Raw genomic sequence first — 19,757 nt, forward strand, 5'->3', positions numbered from 1 at the left:
TTATGACGAAGAAGCGCATTCTCCTCTTCCTTTGCGTCGGCCTGATTCAGTCGGTCTCAGCTCAGACAATTACCATTTCTGCCGACGCGCAACAGGCTGCCAAAAGCGTTCGGCCCGAAGCCATCGAAGCCCATATGCGCTACCTGGCTGACGATAAGTTGCAGGGCCGCAAACCGGGTACACCGGGCTTTGAACTGGCAGCGCAGTATGTGGAAAAACAGTTTACCGCCCTCGGGTTTAAACCGGCTGGGCAGAAAGGCGGCTTCAGGCAGGCGGTTCCACTGCGGAAAGCGCAGGTACATGACGAAGGCAGCAGTATGGCGCTGATTCAGGACGGCAGCCCGCGGCAGCTTACCTACGGCAAAAACTTCTTTCTGAGCCCCAACTACAATGCAGCCATCAGCGAGGTATCGGCACCAATCGTGTTTGTCGGCTTTGGCGTGTCGGCTCCTGAACTGGGCTACGACGATTACGCCGGGGTTGATGTGCGCGGGAAAATTGTAGCCTGTTTCAACGGGGCGCCCTCAACGTTTCCTTCGAATCAACGGGCGTATTCCAACTCGGCCAAGCAGGAAGTAGCGGCCATGCGCGGCGCAGTAGGCATCATCACCTTCAGCCTCCCCACCGACGTAAGTGCCCGCATTGAATCGAACGCGCCGCGCAACCGGCAGGCAACCTACCGCTGGACCGACGCGACAGGGCAGGCGCAACGTACCTATCCGCAGTTGAAAGTGGTTGCCTCGATGGGTGATGAAACGGCACGTTCGCTGTTTGCCAAGGCGGATAAATCGTTTGAGGAAGCCCGATTAACGGCCAATAAGAACCAGCCGCAGTCATTCCCACTCAACATCTCGGCGCAGGCACGTACCCAGACCGAGATCACCGACGGACTGGTGGGCGAAAACATCATCGGGTTGCTACCCGGCACCGACCCCAAATTAAAAGACGAATACGTGGTCTATGTGTCGCACCTCGACCACCTCGGCATTACCCGCCCGGTAAAAGGTGATTCGATCAATAACGGAGCGCATGACAACGCATCAGGCGTGGCGATCAACCTGGAAGCGGCCCGGCTGTTTTCAACCCTGCCTAAGAAGCCCCGCCGGTCTATCCTGTTCGTGGCCCTGACAGGCGAAGAAATGGGCCTGCTCGGTTCCGACTATTTCGCCAGCAACCCCACCGTTCCGAAAGACAAGATCGTGGCCAACCTCTGCCTCGACATGCCCTTCTTCTTCCATCCGCTGATCGATATTGTGCCCTACGGTTCCGAGCATTCGAGCATGAAAGGAGCCGTTGACGCCGCCGCAAAATTCGTGGGTGTGCAGATTGCGCAGGACCCCATTCCTGAACAATCCGTGTTTATGCGCTCCGACCATTTCAGCTTTGTTCGGCAGGGAATTCCGGCCATTTACATCAAAAGTGGCAGCACCACCGGCGACGACCGCGACGGCACCAAGCTCAACCTCAACTGGCGGGCCACGATCTATCACACGCCACAAGACGACATGAACCAGCCTTTCGACTGGAACGCGGCGGCCCGGCATGTACAATTACAATTTTTGATTGGCTACCTCACGGCCCAGGCAAACGACCGCCCCGTCTGGAACACTGGTGATTTTTTCGGAACAAAATTCGGTGCTAAGGCAGCGGTCAAGTGAGTCAGTTACCAACAGACAGTCGGGCATTAGTACGCGGCATTAATCGGTTCGATTTCGTCGCGCTGATCATTAACATTACCATAGGGGCAGGCATTCTGGGCTTACCGGCTAGATTGTATACGCTGGTTGGTACCTGGAGCCTGCTCGCTTATGGCGTGAGTGCGGCCGTGGTGACGCTGATCATCCTTTGTTTTGCCGAGGTCAGCAGTCGGTTCAACGGCACTGGCGGCCCCTATCTGTACACCCGTGTGGCGTTCGGTCCCCTGGTTGGTTTCGAGGTGGGTTGGCTGTTCTGGCTCTCGCGAGTGGCAGCGTTCGCGTCGATCTGCAACCTGTTTGTCAGCTACGCCGCGGTTTTCCGGCCGCAACTGGCCGAGGGCTGGGAACGCGCCGGAGTTATAACGGTACTGGTGGTAGGCCTGGCTTCACTCAATTACATCGGGGTTCAACGCTCGGCGCGGATCAATACCGTGTTCACGCTCAGTAAACTGCTCGCGATTGGTGCGTTTGCGGGAGTGGGCTTGTTCTTTGTTGATAAGGCCGCGTTTACGTTTCCGACCTTCCCGAACTACGCGCCGTTTTCGCAGGCTGTGTTGCTGTTAATTTTCACATTTTCAGGCTTCGATGTGGCGGCTATCCCGTCGGGCGAAGTCCAGCAGCCGCAACGAACGGTCCCCCTAGCGTTACTGGTTGCCATCGGCACGGTAGCGGTGCTGTTTCTGGCGGTGCAGGTCGTTTGCATCGGTACGCTGCCCGATCTGGCTCATTCGGAACGCCCACTGGCCGACGCCGCCGGGCAGTTTATGGGCGGGGGGGGCGCATTGTTCATCACGGTTGTTGCCCTGGTCACGGCACTGGGTACGTTGCACGCCCTGATGCTGACCGGTCCACGACTGCTTTTCGCGATGGCCGAGCAACAGCAATTGCCCGATTGGCTGGCGCGCACGCACCCGCGTTTTCGAACGCCGTATGTCGCCATTCTGCTCACCGCTGGTTTGCAACTTATCCTGGCGGTTACCGGTACGTTCCTGTATGCATTGACGCTCAGTACCCTGATTCGATTAGCGTATTTCGCCCTCACCTGCGCGGCTCTACCCATCTTTCGGCAACGTACCCAGGCCCCTCCTGCCCAGTTCCGGGTAATGGGCGGCTGGTTTATTTCGGGCTTGGCCGTGGCGCTTTGCCTGTGGTTACTCAGCAACGGATCGGCCCGCGAAGCCCGTGACGTAGCCATTGCCGCCGCAGTCGGACTATTGATTTATTGGCGAATGAGGAAGTAATTGGGGATTGGTTACTGGTTGATCGGTTATTGGTTGATTGGTCAGCTTCTACCCCCAATAACCAATCAACCAATCCCCAATAACCAATCCCCAATCCCCCCATAATGCTTCATCAACCTATTTCCCCGGTGACCACCCGAACCACTGAGCGGGTATGCGAAGTGGCCTGGTTTTCTGATCTCTGTGGGGAAGACACCGAGTTTATCAGCATTCGTGACCCGGCCCGCAGCACCTTCGATCATTGCCGAACTATTGCCCTGACTGCCGAAAAGCTGGGATTCAGCAACCTGCTGCTACCTACGTCCTACATGGTTGGGCAGGAAGTGGTTCCGTTTGCCGCTGGCGTAGCCCCCGATCTGCACAGTATCAACCTGCTGACGGCCATCCGTTGCGGCGAGATGCACCCGCCGATGCTGGCCCGTACGCTGGCCTCGCTCGACCATATGGTACAGGGGCGGCTAACGATCAACATTATCAACTCCGATTTACCCGGCTACCGGGAAGAGGCCGACTTCCGCTATCAGCGCTGTGCCGAAACGATCCAAATCCTGAAACAAGCCTGGACACAGGACCGAATTGAACACGACGGCCCCGTTTACGGCAAGATCAGCCTGGCCAGCGACGTTGTGAAACCGGTTCAGCAAAACGGCGGCCCACTGCTCTATTTCGGCGGCACGTCGGACGGGGCGCGGGATGTTTGTGCGCAGTACTGCGATGTATTTCTGATGTGGCCCGAAACCGAAGAACTACTGTATGCTAATATGCAGGACGTGTCGGAGCGGGCAGCGCGCTACGGCCGGACGGTCGATTTTGGTCTTCGCATTCACCTCATTGTCCGCGAAACGGAGAACGAAGCACGAGCCTGGTCACGGCATATCATGTCGAAGTTTGATCCGGTGCGTGGGGCTGCGTTGAAAAACGCCTCGCAAAGTTCGTGGTCGCTGGGGGTACGCCGGCAGAATGAACTTCGGGAAGCGGCCGATACCGATGGATTCGTGGAACCGCTGTTATGGACCGATATCGGCAAAGCCCGGTCGGGGGCAGGTGGCGCACTGGTAGGAAGTGCCGACCAGATCGTTGAGAAGCTAAACCGGTATATGGACATGGGCATCCGGGCGTTCATTTTTTCGGGTTACCCACTTATTGAAGAGGCTGGGTACGTTGCCCGGTTGGTACTCCCCCGCCTGCCCAATGTCACGCTCTCGCGCCTGCAGGGTCGCACGCCGGGTACGTTGGCGTAGTGAGTATTTTTTGTTTTCGAACTGTGCTGTGTTTGCTGCTTCGCGCTACGTGCCCTTCGACTAGGCGGCCAGCCTGCGGAAGGGCACGTAGCGCGAAGCAGCAAAGCAAAATCAACTTACTAACCCACTCCCCGGTCATCACTTCATCAATTGCTCCAACAGCCAGTTGTTCATGTGTTCGTTCTGCTCCGGGTACGTCCAGTGGCCAGTGTCTTCGAAGAGCTCGAGCGATTTGGGGGCACTAATTACGTTATAGGCTGAAAAAGTCGAGGTTGGCGGGCAGGTTTCGTCGTTGAAGCCCCATGAATAACGACCGGGTGCTTTCAGCAGTTTGGCGAAATTGACCACATCGTAATAGGCGGCGGTCTTGATCTTATCGGGTTTATTGGTCCACTCGGCCGAACTGCCGGTAAACATATGCGGCCAGCCGCCAGCCCGTCCGTTGAGGTAGCCCGTTACGTCGCTCAGGGCCGGGTAAAATGCGCCCAGCCATTTGATGCGTGAATCCAGCGCCGCCGTAACAATGCTGAGTGCGCCGCCCTGCGAGCCGCCCGTAACGGCCATGCGGTCGGCGTTGACCTGCGGCAACGATGCCAGGAAATCAACCGCCCGGATACAGCCCAGATACACCCGCTTGTAATAGTATCGGTCCCGGTCGTCGAGGTTGATCAACTGATAATTTTGAAAAGCGCCGGTTGCTAATGATGTATACACCGACGGGTCCATGTTGACGGGAATGCCGTGGATACCGATCTGAAACGTGACCACACCCTTTTCGGCATTACCAATATCTCCCCCATACGGCCGGACGCCCGCCCCCGGCACCTGCAACAACGCAGGAAACTTGCCTTCGCCCTTCGGTACGCACAAAATACCATAGAGCCGGGCGGGTGTATTGGGCCAGTTGGCCGGTCCCCAGGTTTGCAGGTTTACGTGATAGACGTTTACCTTGTCGGTGCATCGCTCTGGCAACAACGTCAGGCGGGAGTCGACGGGGACTTTAGCGAGGTCAGCTTTGGCCCCATCCCAGAACGACATAAAATCGGCCGGGGTCGTCACGGTCGGCTTGATATCGGTCGGGCTGAAACCGGCCGTGCCCAGTCCCCGGTACTCTTTGCCGTCGAGTTGCACGGTGGCAATGCAGCGCAGAAAGCCAGGTACGTTCATGGTACCGCCTGCCACCGTCAGCATGCCGTTGGCAATTGATACGGTTTCAGTTTTAGTAGCGGGCATCATTTCGGGGCCAATTTTATAAGTCACGCTTGCCCCTGAAACGGGGTTGCCATGTTTCAATACGCTGATGGTGAAGCGCACCGGCTCGCCGGTTTTGTAAGTCCAGTTGGTATGGTCGGGGGCCACCACCACTTTCACCAGCCGTTCGACAGGTTGCGCCAGCAAGCTTACCGGTAACAGAATAAGGTAGAGTATCTTTTTCAGAGAAAACATAAAGAAGAGATTAAGGGAGACGAACAGATTGCCTGGTCTTATCAGGCCAGGATGAGCAGATAATAGGTAAACAGATTATTTCTACTTTTTCCCTGTACCCCGGACTTTAGTCCGGCTGTCAATCAGGTGATTTCTATTCAGCAGACAGGCTAAAGTCCGGGGTACAGGGCGATATTTTCACTTACTTTTGACGTTTGCCATCAACAACTGTCTTCTGTATGCCCTTACCCGCTGACTCTTTTCGCTGCCTGATGATCTGCGCCTGTACCGCCTCTGCCCTCCTGCTGGCAATGGCCAGTTTTGGACAGGCAAGACGACCAACGTCGACCGGTAAGCTCTCCGTTGAAACGGGTGTATCGAAAACGTTGGCGTTGCATCGAAAACAAACCATCAGTAAGCTGGCTTATGCGTTGCAATTCGACATTCCGGCGCGAAAAGAGCAGCCGATTTCGGCGTCTGAAACAATTTCATTCGACTGGAAACCGGACAGTCAACCCGTTCAAATCGATTTTAAAGAGCAACGAGACCATCTGCAACGCATCCTGGTTAATCAGGTAGCCGTTCCGATTGTGTTCGATAAAGAGCACATTCTGATCGAGCCTGGCCGGTTAAAGAAGGGCGCGAACCAGGTAATGATCCAGTTTACGGCGGGGAATCTGTCGCTCAATCGTAACGACGATTTTCTGTATACCCTGCTCGTGCCCGACCGCGCCCGCACCGTTTTTCCCTGCTTCGACCAGCCCGATCTGAAAGCCTCGTTCCAGCTAACCTTGACCATGCCGACAACCTGGCGGGCCATGACCAACGCCGCCTTGCAGGACTCGAGCCGGACCAGCAATCGGCAAACGTTGCGTTTTGGCGGTTCAGAGCCGATCAGCACGTACCTGTTTTCGTTTGCCGCCGGCCGGTTCGAGTCGGTTACCCAGCAGCGGAATGGTCGGCCGATGCATTTTTTCCACCGCGAAACTGACTCGACCAAGGTTCGGCTGAGCATGGAACCCATTTTTGCGACCCATGCCGACGCGCTTACTTTTCTGGAAGACTATACCCAGATTCGGTATCCGTTCAAAAAATTCGATTTCGTCGCCATTCCCGATTTTCAGTATGGCGGCATGGAACATGTTGGGGCGGTTCAGTACCGGGCGGCAAGCCTGTTTTTAGATAATGGTGCCACCCGCGATCAGAAACTCAGTCGCGCTACGCTGATTGCCCACGAAACATCGCACATGTGGTTTGGCGACCTGGTGACGATGCGGTGGTTCGACGATGTGTGGATGAAGGAGGTCTTCGCCAATTTTATGGCCGATAAGATCACCCAGGTGAGCATGCCCGACGGCAATTATGACCTCGAATTTTTGATCGCCCACTTCCCCGCCGCCTACGACGTCGACCGAACCGAAGGCGCGAATCCGATTGGGCAACCGCTGGCTAATTTGCAGGAAGCAGGTACGTTGTACGGTGGCATCATTTACCACAAAGCGCCCATCATGATGCGGCAACTGGAACGGCTGATGGGTAAAGACGCCCTCCGCAACGGCCTGCGCGACTACCTTAAAAAGTACGCCTACGGCAACGCATCGTGGCCCGACCTGATCGCCATTCTGGACGCCTACACTCCCGCCGATCTGCAACGCTGGAACCGCGTCTGGGTAAACGAAACGGGGCGTCCCCGGTTTTCATACGAACTAAAAACCAGTCAGAACACGATCAGCCAGTTCGTAATTTCGCAGGCGGGCGAAGATGGGTCCAGCCGACAGTGGCCTCAACTTTTCGAAGTGGCACTGGTCTATGCCGATCGTGTGGAGGAACTGACCGTGAACATGAACCAGCCGTCGGTTACGCTGACCGACGCCGTTGGAAAGGCCGAGCCGCTGTTTGTCGTTTTCAACTCGTCGGGTCAGGGCTATGGTCAATTTCCCATCGATGAACGCATGGTATCGGGGCTGGCCCGGCTGACGAATCCGGTGACACGGGCGGCGGCTTATATCAGTCTGTACGAGAACATGCTCAGCGGCCAGTCGATTACGCCGACGCAGTTGGGATCGCTTTACCAACAGCAACTGGCCCACGAACCCGAAGAGCTAAACTTACGCCTGATCACCAACCAGTTGTCAGATATTTTCTGGCGTTTTACCCGTCCTGACAATCGGCTGGCATTGGCCACATCGTTGGAAAATGACCTGTGGCGGACACTTCAGCAGGAAACGCAGCCCGGTAAAAAGAAGCTGTTATTCCGTTGTTATCAAAGCATTGCACTCAGCCCGGAAGCCCGCGACCGGCTGTACAATATCTGGAAGGAGCAGCAGGCACCAGCGGGTGTCATCCTGACCGAAGACGACTACACCAGCCTGGCGCTGGCTTTGGCAGTGCGCGATTACCCGGCCGATGGCTTGCTACAACAGCAGCTAAGTCGAATTAAAAACCCGGATCGTCGGAAACGACTCCAGTTTATGATGCCCGCCTTATCGCCCGTTGAGCAGGAACGGGACAAGTTTTTCGCCTCGCTGGCCGACATGACGAATCGGGAACGGGAGGCCTACGTCACTGCCGCACTGGGCTATTTACACCATCCACTACGGGCGGCGACTTCGGCGAAATACCTCAAACCAAGCCTTGATCTGCTCGAGGATATTCAGCGGACGGGCGACATTTTCTTTCCTGAATCCTGGCTCCGGTCAACGATGGGCAGTTACCAGACCCCGGAAGCCGCCACCGTCGTTCGCACGTTTCTGACCGACCACCCGACTTATAATCCCCGGCTGAAAGCAAAACTGCTGCAAGCCGCCGATGGTCCTTTCCGGGCCGCGAATCTATTGTACCCAGGTCGGTGAGTAGTAAGGTGTTTTTTTGACAGGATTAACAGGATCAACAGGATTTCTTTTTCCTGTTAATCCTGTTGATCCTGTTAATCCTGTCAAAAAAACACCTTACCGTATGCCCATGCCCATGCGTGGGTCGGGCTTTTGGGTTAGCTGAAAATCGCGGGGTGGTTCGGCACCCAGTAAATGCCGGACAAAATAATCCCAGCGCCGACGGGCCATGTAGTTGGAATAGCTACCGAATCCGTGACCGCTGTTCGGGAAGAGCACCAGGTCATAGTCTTTGTTGGCTTTTTCCAGCGCCTCAACGACAAGCAACGTGTTGGATGGCGGCACGTTGTTATCCATCATGCCGTGGGCCAGCATCAGCTTGCCTTTCAGGTTCTTGGCGTAGTTCTGGTTGGCCTGCGCTTCATAATCGGCCGCCGAGGTCAGGCCGTTATATCGCTCGCCCCAGTCGTCCTCGTAGTTCCGGTTGTCGTGGTTGCCCGATTCAGAAATGCCTACTTTAAAGAAATCAGGGAATCGGAACATGGCCGTTGCGGTGGCGAAACCGCCGCCCGAATGCCCCCAGATTCCCACCCGGTTCGTGTCGATATAGGCATACTGTTGAGCAAGCTGCCGGATACCCGTAATCTGGTCGGGCAGGGTGTTTTCGGCCATGTTGCCGTAGCTCATATCGTGAAACTTCTTCGACCGGAGCGGATTACTCGTTCCTTCGATCTCGACCACCACAAAGCCCAGTTCGGCCAGTGCCTGGTTGTCTTTTCTGGCCGCCGAAAACGACCAGTTACCCACGCTACCCCCTTGCGGACCAGGATAGATGTAGTCGACAACCGGGTATTTTTTAGTAGGGTCCAGTTGGGTGGGCGTATACATAAGCCCATACAGGTCCGTCTGCCCATCGTGTGCTTTCACCCGAATTGGCACCGGCGGATGCCAGCCTGTCGCGGTCAGGCGGGAGATGTCCATTTTTTCCAGCCCCACCACCAGTTTGCCATCCATATTGCGGGCTACGCTAACTGCAGGTACGTCCGGCGCAGAGTATGTGTCGACGAAATATGTACCTGATGGCGACAGACTCACCTGATGATTGCCCGGCTCGGGCGTGAGTACGGCGAAGTTTTTCCCATCGAACCCGATTCGGCAAAGCTGGCTGAAATACGGGTTCGTCGCCTGTCGACCCACGGTCATAAAATACAGTTGGCGGGCCTTCTCGTCTACCTTCAGCAGGCGGGTTACTACCCAATCACCTTTGGTAATCTGATTTTTCAGCTTGCCCGTTGCGCCATCGTACAGGTAGAGATGTCCCCAGTTGTCGTGTTCGGAGAACCAGATAAATTCATTGGTTTTGGCCAGATACCGCCAGTTAATGGCTCCCCAGCCTGATTCGTACTGCGTAGGTACAGTCTCTTCGAATACCTCACGGACAGCACCCGTTGCGGCGTCGGCCAGACGTACTTTTTCCTGCTTATGGTCGCGTGAGGTAGATACAAACGCCAGTTTAGAGCCATCTTCGGTCCAGTTTACATCGTCGAACGTGCCGCTGCTCGAAATGTCGTCGCTCAGGGTAGCGCGGTGCGGATCGGCGGGTATTTGCAGCGTAATGACTTTAGGTACGTCTACCTCGATGATTACCCGCTGGATAGTGGAAATGACCTTATCGCCAGGCAACGGGTATTTCCACTGTCTCAGTGTGGGTTTGCCCACATTGGTGGTCACCAGATACATGTCGCTCACCTCCCGCTGGTCCTGCCTGAACGTAGCAATCTTTTTAGAATCCGGCGACCAGGCCAGAATCGCGCGGTCGCTCGATTTCCAGCCCGCATTGTCGGTAGCATAGCCAAAGTCTTTGATGCCATCGGTGGTGAGTTGGGTCTGAGCCCCGGTTTGCAGATCACGAACCCACAAATTATAGTCTTTAATGAAGGCGGCCTTCCGTTTGTCGGGCGACAGTATTTCATTGCCATCACTCCCTTCCCGTCCCGGTCGACCACCGCCGCCACCGCTGGTCGCTCTAACCCTGGTGGTGTCGGCTGTAAGCTGGTTAGTCTGCGGCGAATATTGCCACAATTTACCATCGGCCTGAAACATAACCGCCTGATTAACAGGCGATACTGTAAAACTCTGGAAAGGCAGTTTGGCGGCATCATAAGTTTTGCCTGTCGCAGTGGCTAGGGCACTTGCCAGTTTCTGATGGTCAAACGGGGCTGTGCGGGTTCCCTTCGTGAGGTCGACAAGGACAAATTCACTCCCTTTGGCGTTTAAGTCGCGGTACCAGAACCGGTCGCCCGGCAACCAGTTGGGCCGAATGCTGCCATGATCAATGAGTTGATCCACGTTGGAGCCCATAAACCGTTGGGCCTGTTCATAGTCACGGGTGGTTAGCCCTGCCCTCGGCTGCGCATAAGCGGAGACATAGAGTACAAAGGGGAGGCTTGCCAGTACGATTTTTATCATAGCTAATTCTGTTACCTGAAAAGACTACGTGTTAATTTGATGATGTTCGATTTTGCATCGAATACTGTTTACAATACTACCCAAAAATAGGCAGGAAGCCAGTTGATCCCAGATTTGGCCTTTAAAAAGGGGCGCCGTAATCCGGCCCTGTACTCATTTATTCGTCCGCTTCAGTACTGCTCAACCTAACTTCAGGTACGTTCAACAGCCCACTTGCTGCCTAATAGCGTCAGGTGGCCCTAGCTACACTACTAATCAGCTTAAGCTGGTGCCTCATCGTCAGGTAAAATAATCTGTCTATTGCTTTGCTGTTCGTAGCAAACTCATTTACTTTGCAATACAAAGTACTTTTATAAAAGTCAATCAGATAGGTAAGTAGATGCCAGTCAGCTTCTATTCTAATGACCTACCGGGAAACTCTCCCTGCCTCGATGAAAACTTACACCTTTAAAAACCGAACAATCATGACACTGAAAGACAGATTTACAACAGGACCAATTGATTCCGCCTCATTGACAAAACGTGTGTTAATGGGGGCAGGAATTGCCTTACTCCTGATCACACTTTTTCTACTTGGGGTTAAAGCACCCAGACCAGAGTGGGGAAAGCTATGGATGCTCAAACCGCTAGTGCTTGTTCCTTTGGCCGGTGCATCGGGTGGTGCATTTACGTACTTTCTGGACCAGTTCCGTCGGCAGGGCGGCTGGAAGGGGGCGATGGCTTTCGTAGTGAGCCTGGTTGGGTACGTTGTTGCCCTGTGGCTCGGTACGGTTTTAGGATTGAACGGTACGCTTTGGGATTAACCAGCCCTGACTAATTAACCTTACCTACCCATATTAACCAACTTTTTTACCAGACAACTTCATGAAAGAAGACATACTTACCCACCTGGACGACCCCAACCAACTCGAAAAACTGTACCGAACAAATAAAGCGCCATTCAAGCGTGAGTTTAGTGTACTGTATCCAACGCTTAAAGGCAACATACTCGCCGATTTCTGGCATGAACGGCTGAGCTACGAAAGCGATGAAATTAACTGGGGAACAGGTCGGGAACTGGCGGTGATTATTCTGGCATCGCTGGTAGCCGGTTTTATTGCAAAGTTGCCAACACTGTTTGCCATTGACGAGGAGTTCTTTTATTCAAGGCACATCGGGTTCATTATCTTCCCGGTACTGACAGCCTATTTTGCCTGGAAAAATAAATTGTCTGTTGGCAAAATTGCGGCTATCGCCGGTACAGTACTGGTCGGTTTGATTTTCATTAATTTTCTTCCCGACAATAAGAAGAGCGACACCTTGCTACTGTCTTGTATTCATCTGCTGGTCGTTCTCTGGGCCATAACCGGTCTTTCTTTCGTGGGAGACGCTAAAAACAACGTTGAGAGGCGCCTTGGCTACCTGAAATATAACGGTGACCTGGTGGTTATGACAACGTTAATCCTGATAGCGGGCGGTATCATGACGGGTATAACTATCGGCCTATTCTACCTGATCGGTTTTGACATCAGACAGTTTTACTTTGAGAATGTTGTCCTTTTTGGGCTTCCTGCCGCCCCGATCGTAGGTACGTACCTGACCCAGGCCAATCCCCAATTGGTCGGTAAAGTATCGCCGGTAATTGCTAAGCTTTTCAGCCCACTCGTGCTGGTGATGTTATTGGTTTACCTCGTCGCCATCGCTTATTCGGGCAAAGATCCGTATAACGACCGCGAGTTTTTACTGATCTTCAATCTACTCTTAATTGGAGTTATGGCTATTATTTTCTTTTCGGTTGCCGAAGCCTCTAAAGCAAGTAAAAGCCAGGCCGAAATCTGGATTCTTTTTCTGCTATCTGCCGTAACGATACTGGTCAATGGCATTGCGCTTTCGGCCATTTTATTCCGAATTTCTGAGTTAGGTATTACGCCCAACAGAACGGCCGTTTTAGGCAGCAACGTGTTAATTCTGATCAATCTGTTGATGGTCACGGCGCAACTCTACAAAGCCTTGTCGAAGAAATCTGACCTAACCGGAGTCGGAAAATCTATCGCCACTTACCTGCCTGTTTACTGCTTGTGGGCTATCGTCGTGACCTTCCTGTTTCCGCTCCTGTTTGGGTTTAAATAAGGGAGCAAGTTTTATTGAAAAAGATAAGGCAAAGGAACGTCCGACGGCTTCCCAATATGACCGGGGCCTAAGCATGCTGTATGAAATCGGATTTAATAATGAACCGCACTATAAACAATACCTGCCAGCTAACATTTACGCCTTCAATTCGCTTTTAGGCGTATGAGCACCCCAATTAACACTACCACTGGTCTGTCCTTGATTGAAGAAAATGGTCGGCAACAATTAGAGGCCTCGCTGTCTAATTTTGTAGCGTTCCTGCGCCGACAGCCCGCCTTCTGCGGCACTCCCGAACAGCAACAGGCCCTGATCAAACACGTAGCTCAGGGCCAGGATTTGATTAAAATGGTGGCCGAAGAGCGGCTTAAGATAACCCGCGAGCTGGATCATCAGAAACATGACTGGATTGAGTTGGAAAAACAACTGACCGCTCCCATAACAGAAGCGATGCAACCTTTAAAAGATGCTGTTGACCACTACAACCGGGAAATTATGCGGGTGCGCCAGCACCAACTGGCGGAAGAAGGCGAACAGGGAACAGCCAATGAGGCAGACAAAACAGATTGGCTGGCAGCTCAGGTAGAGGTTATTGACAAACCAAAAGGAGTGCGAACTAAGTGGGCCTTTAAGATCACCGATCCGTCGCTTGTACCAAACGGCTATTGGTTGATTAATGAAGGAGCCATCAAAGCCGACATTGCCAGGGGTGTACGAAGTATACCCGGTGTAGAGATTTACGAAGAGGTTACCACTACTTTCCGAAGTTAACAGACTCTATCAATCACCTGGATTTGATTGGTGCTTATCTAGCCGGTTTCCTTCGGCGCATATAAGCTATTCGACTAGTAGAGGCTCCCGCGCAGGGATAAACTCGTGGAAAAGAAAAGTTCCCTAACTCACTGAGAATTAGGGAACTTGCTTATAATCTGGCGGTCCGGACGGGACTCGAACCCGCGACCTCCGCCGTGACAGGGCGGCATTCTAACCAACTGAACTACCGAACCAGATTACTCTTTCCGATGCCGACCGCGTTGCCGTTGTCGTTTATCGTGGTGCAAAAGTAGGGCGTCAGGGTACGTGGCGCAAGGGCTTGTCTGAAAAAAAACAACATTTTTTACCAGAAAAAGGCTTGGGAACTGGCTTACAGGCAGATACAGGTCAATATTTTTTCAGCAACTGATCAAGCCACCCACTCGATTCTGGTTATTTAATTTGGAGTCCATCAGACTTGGCGCTATATTTCAGATTAGTAGCCACCTTCCTTCGTCACGCAGATGGTATTTTCACAAGCCTATACCGAAATGCAGCTACAGGCCAGCAGCCGCTGCAATCTTGATGGACAACGCCCCTATCCGTCGCAGTGTATGGAGATTTATCTGCTCCAACTGGCGCAGCAGAAAGCCAAACAGAAAGAAGCTACCGTTTTCAGCCAACTGGTCGATATCTTCGACTGGAAGCTGACCCGTAAACAGCAAAAAGCCTATCTGAAGGCGCTGAGCCTGGGATTCACGATTGTGTTGACCGATCTATCGAAGACCATTCTGTGGGCCAGTCATAGCTTTTTGGGAATGACCGGCTACACAACGACCGAAGCCGTTGGACAAACCCCTGCCTTTCTGCAAGGCGATCAAACCAGCCGGGAAACGGTTAAACGCATTCGGGAAGAACTGCAACAGGCCATGTCGGTGAAAGTTGACCTGATTAATTACCGGAAAAACGGTGAAGCCTACGTTTGCCGCATCGCCATTGATCCGCTTTGTAATAGCCAGGGAGAACTGACCCACTTTCTGGCGGTTGAGTCGGCCGTATAAGCCTGAATCGGGTGCCTCTACAAGGCGAAAGTGCTGTCTTGCCGACGCTTGGGCAGACGTTTTACCCAAGTGCCGACTAGACAGCACTTTCGCTAGTTTTCGTCCGGCCCCGGCGCATTGTCCGGGCTCATCAATTCGGCGGCCCCAGCGGGTTTCTCCACGTCGGGATTCTCATCTACAGCCAGTGCTGACTCGTCGGGGTTAGCTAGTTTCGACAGGTTGGGCAGCGCTTCGTCTGCCTGATTTGGATTGCTTTCCATCGTATGTTTCAGATTTACGTACTGGCTAAACCAAGTCTGCCCCGATGGGTTCTGTTGTTCCAGTTTGCGGACCATCCTCCCATCTCCTGTAGCACATTGGTTGAAATCAACTTAAATCGCGAGTGTGCCCAAACAAATTATGGTCTGGTTTTGGTTAGATGGGTGAAGCGGCTCATTGTTTTATCCAACACCCACCGCATACCAATATGAAACGAGTAGGACGTATTCTTAGCTGGAGCATCGCCGGCATTGGCATTCTGGTGGTGCTCGCGCTGGCGCTGGCCTGGGTGTTTGATTTTCGGCAGACAGACGCTCAGCTAAATAAGGAGTTTGCCGGACAGGCGATCCGGCCTACGGTACGGCGGTATCAGGTTGGGCAACGAACGATCCGGTATATGGAAACGCCCGCCCTGGCCGGCAAACCCACCATCTTGTTTGTGCATGGCGCGCCCAGTTCGCTTTCGTTCTTCAATGAATTTTTCAAAGATACATCCCTGCTAAACCGGGCGCAGTTGGTAGCCGTCGACCGGCCGGGCTACGGTTATTCCGACTTCGGTCAGGTGGAGCCCTCGATTCTTCGGCAGGCTGAACTTCTGCAACCGTTGATCGACCGCTACAAATCGTCGCCCGATCTGATCATCGTTGGTTCGTCATACGGCGGTTCTGTTTCGGCCCGCCTGGCGATGAACAACCCCGGCGTGATTGATCAGGTCGTGTTTGTTTCGTCGGCGCTGGGTCCGGGCCTGGAACGTACCTACGGCATCAGCTACTGGGTAGACAAAGCACCGTTGCGTGCCCTGGTGCCACCATTACTCCGGCTGGCCAACGACGAAAAGCTGGCTCACCGGCGGGCGCTGGAAGCGATCATGCCCGATTGGTCGCGCGTTACGGCGGGCATTACCATGCTCCACGGCCTGCGCGACGAACTGGTGTATCCAACCAATGTGGCCTTTGCAAAAAAGCAGTTGCGCAACGCGCAGTTCAAGCAGTTTATTCTGCCTGAAAGTCGGCACGACATTGTTGTCAACAAGCGCGAATACATCGCCTCTATTCTGCTGAGCATCCTCCCCCCGCCTTCTGCGAGCGTGCTCAGCCATGTGAATGGCACTACGCCAACTCGTTGACATGGGGGGCCCATCTGTTTGCCCAGATCAGGCAGTGATTTCGATGCGGTTCTGCTCGGGGTCAAAAACGACGCTCTCGTAATAGCCATCACCGGTGCGGCGGGGCTCGCCCACAATTGTAAAGCCATCGGCTCGTAGCTGCTCGGTCAATGCATCGACGTTGGCGTCGCTTCCTACCGAGATAGCAACATGCACGAGACCCGAAAACTGGGCCATCGCATCGTTTTTTGTATCGGGAATACCGGGCATCTGCATCAGCTCAAGGCGAGGACCGCCCTGCGGAAACGACAGAAAGTAGGACGAGAACCCTTTGGTATGGTTTGTATACTTTTCATTGGCTGTGGCCAGAAAATAGGTCTCGTAGAAAGCCCGCATCGCTTCCAGATCACGAACCCAAATGGCGAGGTGTTCAATATGCATGGTATAAAGCCTAACGTGCCTTTATATCCAGCAGTTCTATTGTTTTAAGCTCCTGTTTGGCGTTCCAGCCACAGAGCAGTGTAGCCGTTTGCCCGGTCTCGCGGTACCGGATCGTCACATCTTTCCTGCCCATCCAGAGTTGTCCGGTTGGCTGCCTGGCAACCTCAGTCTTGATTACATCGTCCATCAGCGGACGGGTCGCTTCCGTTGGTAACCGCATGAACGTGCGTGAATCCGATGAGGCACTGGTCACGCTTAACCACAAATGAGCGCCACAGCCGTCGGCGGGAAGTTGATCCCCGACAACCGCCGCGTTTATTTCCTGAATGGGCGATTGCGCCTCTACAGGGTCCTGTTTCTGGCAAGTCGCTGACACCGCCAGCAAGGCCGCTACCACTAAATGTCTCATGATGAATACCTGGTTATACCGATGATGATTCCTTTTCGGCTTCATCAGTTGTAACGAAAACACAGGTGCTTTTCCGACAGAATAACATGGGTTACTTTTCAACGAAATCCAGCTCTTTAGCGAAGGTTTCTTCCATCCGGGATAAAGACCAGAAAGCCAGCGAGAACACCAGCAGGCCCAGTATGGCAGCCGCTAGCAACGTACCTGCAAACGGCTTGAGCGCCTGAAAACCCAGCGTCATGGGAATAAGCATACCCCGCACAATACTGGGAACCGACGTGGTTGCCGTAGCCCGCAGATTGGTGCCATACTGCTCGGCCACCATCGTCAGATACATGGCAATATAGCCCGTACAGATACCCAGCAATAAGCAGATAGTATACAGACTATCAGCCGTTTTAACGCTGCCGAACAGATAAACGGCACAGAGCGTCAGGCTTCCCATCAGCAGATACGTTACCGCCCGTTTTCGCGACTGTAACCACTGACTGAACGGCCCTGAGAGCAGATCGCCCACCGCCAGGCCAACGTACAGCAACATCACACACCGCCCCGGCTCAACCAACGTACCCAGCGCCATTGCTTCGCCAAATTCGTTGGCAAACGTGGCCAGAATACCCACGATGAACCAGGTAGGTAGCCCCACCGCCACGCAGCGAAAATACTTTTTTAGCTGGCCATAGCTACTGAAAAAATACAGAAAATTGCCCCGGCTTATATCCGTGTGTTCCTGCTTTAGATTAGTAAACAACCCCGACTCGAACATGCTTACCCGCAACAGCAGCAGTGCAAGTCCCATGCCGCCACCTACGAAAAAAGCCGTCTGCCAGTCGAACAGGGTATTGGTGGCGTAGGCTACACCCGCGCCGAGGTAGCCGATACCCGCCACAATCGACGAGCCGTAGCCGCGAATGGCTTTCGGCAAAATTTCAGATACCAGTACCATCGCCGCGCCAATCTCGCCCGACAGCCCGACGCCCGCCACAAAACGCATCAACGCATAATACGTAGTTGGCGATATGATGGTAATGTACGGCACAAACCCGCAGGCAATATTAGCCAGCGAATACATGATGATACTGCCGAACAAAACGGACATGCGCCCCCGGCGATCCCCGATTACACCCCATAAAATACCCCCAATCAGTAAGCCGGCCTGCTGGAAATACAGAATGTAGGCCCCCATTCGCGAAACGTCGGCCTTGGATAACCCCAGCGACTGCAAACTGGGCACGCGTACAATGCTGAAAATGAGCATATCATATACATCGACAAAAAAGCCAAGCGCCGATACGATAACAGGCAATGACCAGAGTGGCGACAGTGACGAGCGAGCAGCGGAGGGCAGAGGGCTTGGGGCGGAGAGCATGGGATGGCGGTGCTTGGGGCAGGGGGCTCGGGGCAGAGGACAGGAGTTTATATCCTAAGCACCCTGCCCCAAGCTCAATTATTCTTCAATGAAATCCATATCTTTCCCGTGGGTTTCGGGAATGGTCAGGATGCTGTAGAAGCCCAGGGCAAAGGCGATAATGCCGACCATAGCCCCCGCGTAGATGACGCCATGCAAAGGTTTGGCGAACTGATAGAGCGTTGTCATCGGGAAGGTCAGCCCACGCACCATGTTAGGAACGGTGGTGGCGGCAGTAGCCCGCAGGTTGGTACCAAACTGCTCGGCCCCGATCGTGACAAACATCGCCCAGTACCCAATGCCAAAGCCCAGTGCCAGACAGGTAAGGTATAAGGCTGTGGCATTGGTCAGACCTGCAAACAAATACACCAGGGTCGACAGGAAGGTGAAAAGCATCAGTAAACTGACGGCCTTTTTCCGTGACGCCAGCGCCTGACTGATGAATCCACTAGCCAGATCGCCCGTTGAGAGGCCTACATAACACCACATAATGGCCAGACCGGGCTTAATCTCTTCGGATATACCCAGCGCCGTACCAAACTCGTTTGAAAACGTGGCCAGTACGCCAATCACAAACCAGGTTGGAATGCCTATTCCGATGCATTTCAGGTAACGAAATAGCCGCTCGCGATTGGTAAAAAAAGCAAAGAAATCACCCTTTCTGACCGAATGATCGGCTGATACGTTTTTAAACATCCCCGATTCGACCACCCCGATGCGCAACAGCAACAGCCCGATACCCAGTCCGCCCCCAATGAAATAAGCCAGCGGCCAATCGAACAGTTTAACGGTAAAATAGGCCACTACAGCCCCCGAAAGGCCTACGCCCGCCACCAGCGACGTACCTATGGCCCGCAGCCGGGTAGGTAACACTTCACTGACAAGCGTGATACCTGCTCCCAGTTCACCCGCCAGCCCAACGCCAGCCACAAAACGCATCAGCGCATAGTAGCTGGTTGGCTCCATGAAGGTCACATTCGGAATAAACCCGCAGGCGATGTTGGCAATTGAATAGGTGATGATACTACCAAACAAGACGGAGAGCCGACCACGCTTATCGCCCAGAATACCCCAAAGAATCCCGCCCAGCAGCAGCCCGACCATTTGCCAGTTAAAAATCCGGGTGCCCTCACTGGAAATCTGCTCGGGTGTGAGCCCCAGGGCTTTCAGGCTGGGAACGCGAACAATGCCAAACAGCAGCAGGTCATAAATATCGACGAAGTAGCCGAGGGCGGCCACAATAACGGGCAAACTGAAAAGCCCAACGTCTTTTTTCGTTGGTCCGGTATCAGGTAAAGAGGTTTGCATGGTT

The 19,757-nt window shown here is 53.7% G+C and carries 16 protein-coding genes and 1 tRNA gene; 9 read left to right on the forward strand and 8 right to left on the reverse strand.

Annotated elements, in window-relative coordinates:
- The first annotated feature begins 2 nt into the window (after positions 1–2).
- The 3 genes from ACFE8Q_RS23185 to ACFE8Q_RS23195 all read left to right on the forward strand — a co-directional run bounded on the left by ACFE8Q_RS23185 (position 3) and on the right by ACFE8Q_RS23195 (position 4,179).
- Entirely contained in the window at positions 3–1,658 is a 1,656-nt protein-coding gene (locus ACFE8Q_RS23185; RefSeq protein WP_375447825.1) for a M28 family metallopeptidase, read from the forward strand.
- Positions 1,655–2,938 carry an APC family permease gene (locus tag ACFE8Q_RS23190; protein ID WP_375447826.1) on the forward strand — a complete coding sequence of 428 codons (1,284 nt, stop codon included), beginning with the start codon at positions 1,655–1,657 and terminating at the stop codon, positions 2,936–2,938. The genes ACFE8Q_RS23185 and ACFE8Q_RS23190 overlap by 4 nt, the downstream gene beginning before the upstream one ends.
- Positions 2,939–3,042: 104 nt before the next feature.
- Positions 3,043–4,179 carry an LLM class flavin-dependent oxidoreductase gene (locus ACFE8Q_RS23195; protein ID WP_375447827.1) on the forward strand — a complete coding sequence of 379 codons (1,137 nt, stop codon included), beginning with the start codon at positions 3,043–3,045 and terminating at the stop codon, positions 4,177–4,179.
- Between the two features lie 138 nt (positions 4,180–4,317).
- Here ACFE8Q_RS23195 and ACFE8Q_RS23200 read toward each other — a convergent pair whose 3' ends face one another.
- On the reverse strand, positions 4,318–5,616 hold the full coding sequence (locus ACFE8Q_RS23200) for an acetylxylan esterase (protein ID WP_375448075.1): 1,299 nt from the start codon (positions 5,614–5,616) through the stop codon (positions 4,318–4,320).
- Positions 5,617–5,843: 227 nt separating this feature from the next.
- Between ACFE8Q_RS23200 and ACFE8Q_RS23205 the strand changes: the two genes are divergently transcribed.
- The gene (locus ACFE8Q_RS23205) at positions 5,844–8,456 is read left to right on the forward strand and encodes a M1 family metallopeptidase (RefSeq protein WP_375447828.1); all 2,613 of its coding nucleotides are present in this window, start codon (positions 5,844–5,846) and stop codon (positions 8,454–8,456) included.
- 96 nt (positions 8,457–8,552) lie between these two features.
- Here the strand turns inward: ACFE8Q_RS23205 and ACFE8Q_RS23210 are convergent, their stop codons facing one another.
- A complete protein-coding gene (locus ACFE8Q_RS23210; RefSeq protein ID WP_375447829.1) occupies positions 8,553–10,904 on the reverse strand; it encodes a DPP IV N-terminal domain-containing protein in 2,352 nt (783 codons plus the stop codon).
- 431 nt (positions 10,905–11,335) lie between these two features.
- On the opposite strand from ACFE8Q_RS23210, the gene ACFE8Q_RS23215 reads away from it, so the two are divergent.
- From ACFE8Q_RS23215 to ACFE8Q_RS23225, 3 genes are all read left to right on the forward strand, one after another.
- Complete coding sequence (locus ACFE8Q_RS23215; protein WP_375447830.1) at positions 11,336–11,707, forward strand: potassium transporter KefB; 372 nt, start codon at positions 11,336–11,338, stop codon at positions 11,705–11,707.
- Between the two features lie 61 nt (positions 11,708–11,768).
- Positions 11,769–13,013 carry a hypothetical protein gene (locus ACFE8Q_RS23220; protein WP_375447831.1) on the forward strand — a complete coding sequence of 415 codons (1,245 nt, stop codon included), beginning with the start codon at positions 11,769–11,771 and terminating at the stop codon, positions 13,011–13,013.
- Positions 13,014–13,175: 162 nt separating this feature from the next.
- Positions 13,176–13,781, forward strand: a complete 606-nt coding sequence (locus tag ACFE8Q_RS23225) for a hypothetical protein (RefSeq protein WP_375447832.1) — start codon at positions 13,176–13,178, stop codon at positions 13,779–13,781.
- A gap of 159 nt (positions 13,782–13,940) precedes the next feature.
- Here the strand turns inward: ACFE8Q_RS23225 and ACFE8Q_RS23230 are convergent.
- Positions 13,941–14,017 (reverse strand) — tRNA-Asp (locus ACFE8Q_RS23230).
- A 270-nt stretch (positions 14,018–14,287) separates the two neighbouring features.
- Here ACFE8Q_RS23230 and ACFE8Q_RS23235 point away from each other — a divergent pair.
- Positions 14,288–14,824: a PAS domain-containing protein gene (locus tag ACFE8Q_RS23235; protein WP_375447833.1), complete on the forward strand. Its 537-nt coding sequence runs from the start codon at positions 14,288–14,290 to the stop codon at positions 14,822–14,824.
- A 92-nt stretch (positions 14,825–14,916) separates the two neighbouring features.
- Here ACFE8Q_RS23235 and ACFE8Q_RS23240 read toward each other — a convergent pair whose 3' ends face one another.
- A complete protein-coding gene (locus tag ACFE8Q_RS23240; RefSeq protein ID WP_375447834.1) occupies positions 14,917–15,159 on the reverse strand; it encodes a hypothetical protein in 243 nt (80 codons plus the stop codon).
- Between the two features lie 131 nt (positions 15,160–15,290).
- Here ACFE8Q_RS23240 and ACFE8Q_RS23245 point away from each other — a divergent pair, with 131 nt between their 5' ends.
- Positions 15,291–16,208: an alpha/beta fold hydrolase gene (locus ACFE8Q_RS23245; RefSeq protein WP_375447835.1), complete on the forward strand. Its 918-nt coding sequence runs from the start codon at positions 15,291–15,293 to the stop codon at positions 16,206–16,208.
- A 27-nt stretch (positions 16,209–16,235) separates the two neighbouring features.
- Here ACFE8Q_RS23245 and ACFE8Q_RS23250 read toward each other — a convergent pair whose 3' ends face one another.
- From ACFE8Q_RS23250 to ACFE8Q_RS23265, 4 genes are all read right to left on the reverse strand, one after another.
- The gene (locus ACFE8Q_RS23250; protein ID WP_375447836.1) at positions 16,236–16,628 is read right to left on the reverse strand and encodes a VOC family protein; all 393 of its coding nucleotides are present in this window, start codon (positions 16,626–16,628) and stop codon (positions 16,236–16,238) included.
- A 10-nt stretch (positions 16,629–16,638) separates the two neighbouring features.
- Positions 16,639–17,037, reverse strand: coding sequence for a hypothetical protein (locus ACFE8Q_RS23255; RefSeq protein WP_375447837.1), 399 nt, complete (start codon positions 17,035–17,037; stop codon positions 16,639–16,641).
- Between the two features lie 91 nt (positions 17,038–17,128).
- Positions 17,129–18,406 (reverse strand): MFS transporter, encoded by a 1,278-nt coding sequence (locus tag ACFE8Q_RS23260; RefSeq protein ID WP_375447838.1) that lies wholly within the window; start codon positions 18,404–18,406, stop codon positions 17,129–17,131.
- Between the two features lie 78 nt (positions 18,407–18,484).
- A complete protein-coding gene (locus tag ACFE8Q_RS23265; RefSeq protein ID WP_375447839.1) occupies positions 18,485–19,753 on the reverse strand; it encodes an MFS transporter in 1,269 nt (422 codons plus the stop codon).
- Between the last annotated feature and the right edge of the window lie 4 nt (positions 19,754–19,757).

This window comes from uncultured Fibrella sp. (genome assembly GCF_964250085.1).
Lineage (GTDB): Bacteria > Bacteroidota > Bacteroidia > Cytophagales > Spirosomataceae > Fibrella.

Excerpts from the sequence above, each read along its gene's own strand:
- ACFE8Q_RS23185 (WP_375447825.1), top strand. The coding sequence starts at position 3 with ATGACGAAGAAGCGCATTCTCCTCTTCCTTTGCGTCGGCCTGATTCAG.
- ACFE8Q_RS23195 (WP_375447827.1), top strand. The coding sequence starts at position 3,043 with ATGCTTCATCAACCTATTTCCCCGGTGACCACCCGAACCACTGAGCGG.
- ACFE8Q_RS23205 (WP_375447828.1), top strand. The coding sequence starts at position 5,844 with ATGCCCTTACCCGCTGACTCTTTTCGCTGCCTGATGATCTGCGCCTGT.
- ACFE8Q_RS23210 (WP_375447829.1), bottom strand. The coding sequence starts at position 10,904 with ATGATAAAAATCGTACTGGCAAGCCTCCCCTTTGTACTCTATGTCTCC.
- ACFE8Q_RS23215 (WP_375447830.1), top strand. The coding sequence starts at position 11,336 with ATGAAAACTTACACCTTTAAAAACCGAACAATCATGACACTGAAAGAC.
- ACFE8Q_RS23220 (WP_375447831.1), top strand. The coding sequence starts at position 11,769 with ATGAAAGAAGACATACTTACCCACCTGGACGACCCCAACCAACTCGAA.
- ACFE8Q_RS23225 (WP_375447832.1), top strand. The coding sequence starts at position 13,176 with ATGAGCACCCCAATTAACACTACCACTGGTCTGTCCTTGATTGAAGAA.
- ACFE8Q_RS23235 (WP_375447833.1), top strand. The coding sequence starts at position 14,288 with ATGGTATTTTCACAAGCCTATACCGAAATGCAGCTACAGGCCAGCAGC.
- ACFE8Q_RS23240 (WP_375447834.1), bottom strand. The coding sequence starts at position 15,159 with ATGGTCCGCAAACTGGAACAACAGAACCCATCGGGGCAGACTTGGTTT.
- ACFE8Q_RS23245 (WP_375447835.1), top strand. The coding sequence starts at position 15,291 with ATGAAACGAGTAGGACGTATTCTTAGCTGGAGCATCGCCGGCATTGGC.
- ACFE8Q_RS23250 (WP_375447836.1), bottom strand. The coding sequence starts at position 16,628 with ATGCATATTGAACACCTCGCCATTTGGGTTCGTGATCTGGAAGCGATG.
- ACFE8Q_RS23255 (WP_375447837.1), bottom strand. The coding sequence starts at position 17,037 with ATGAGACATTTAGTGGTAGCGGCCTTGCTGGCGGTGTCAGCGACTTGC.
- ACFE8Q_RS23260 (WP_375447838.1), bottom strand. The coding sequence starts at position 18,406 with ATGCTCTCCGCCCCAAGCCCTCTGCCCTCCGCTGCTCGCTCGTCACTG.
- ACFE8Q_RS23265 (WP_375447839.1), bottom strand. The coding sequence starts at position 19,753 with ATGCAAACCTCTTTACCTGATACCGGACCAACGAAAAAAGACGTTGGG.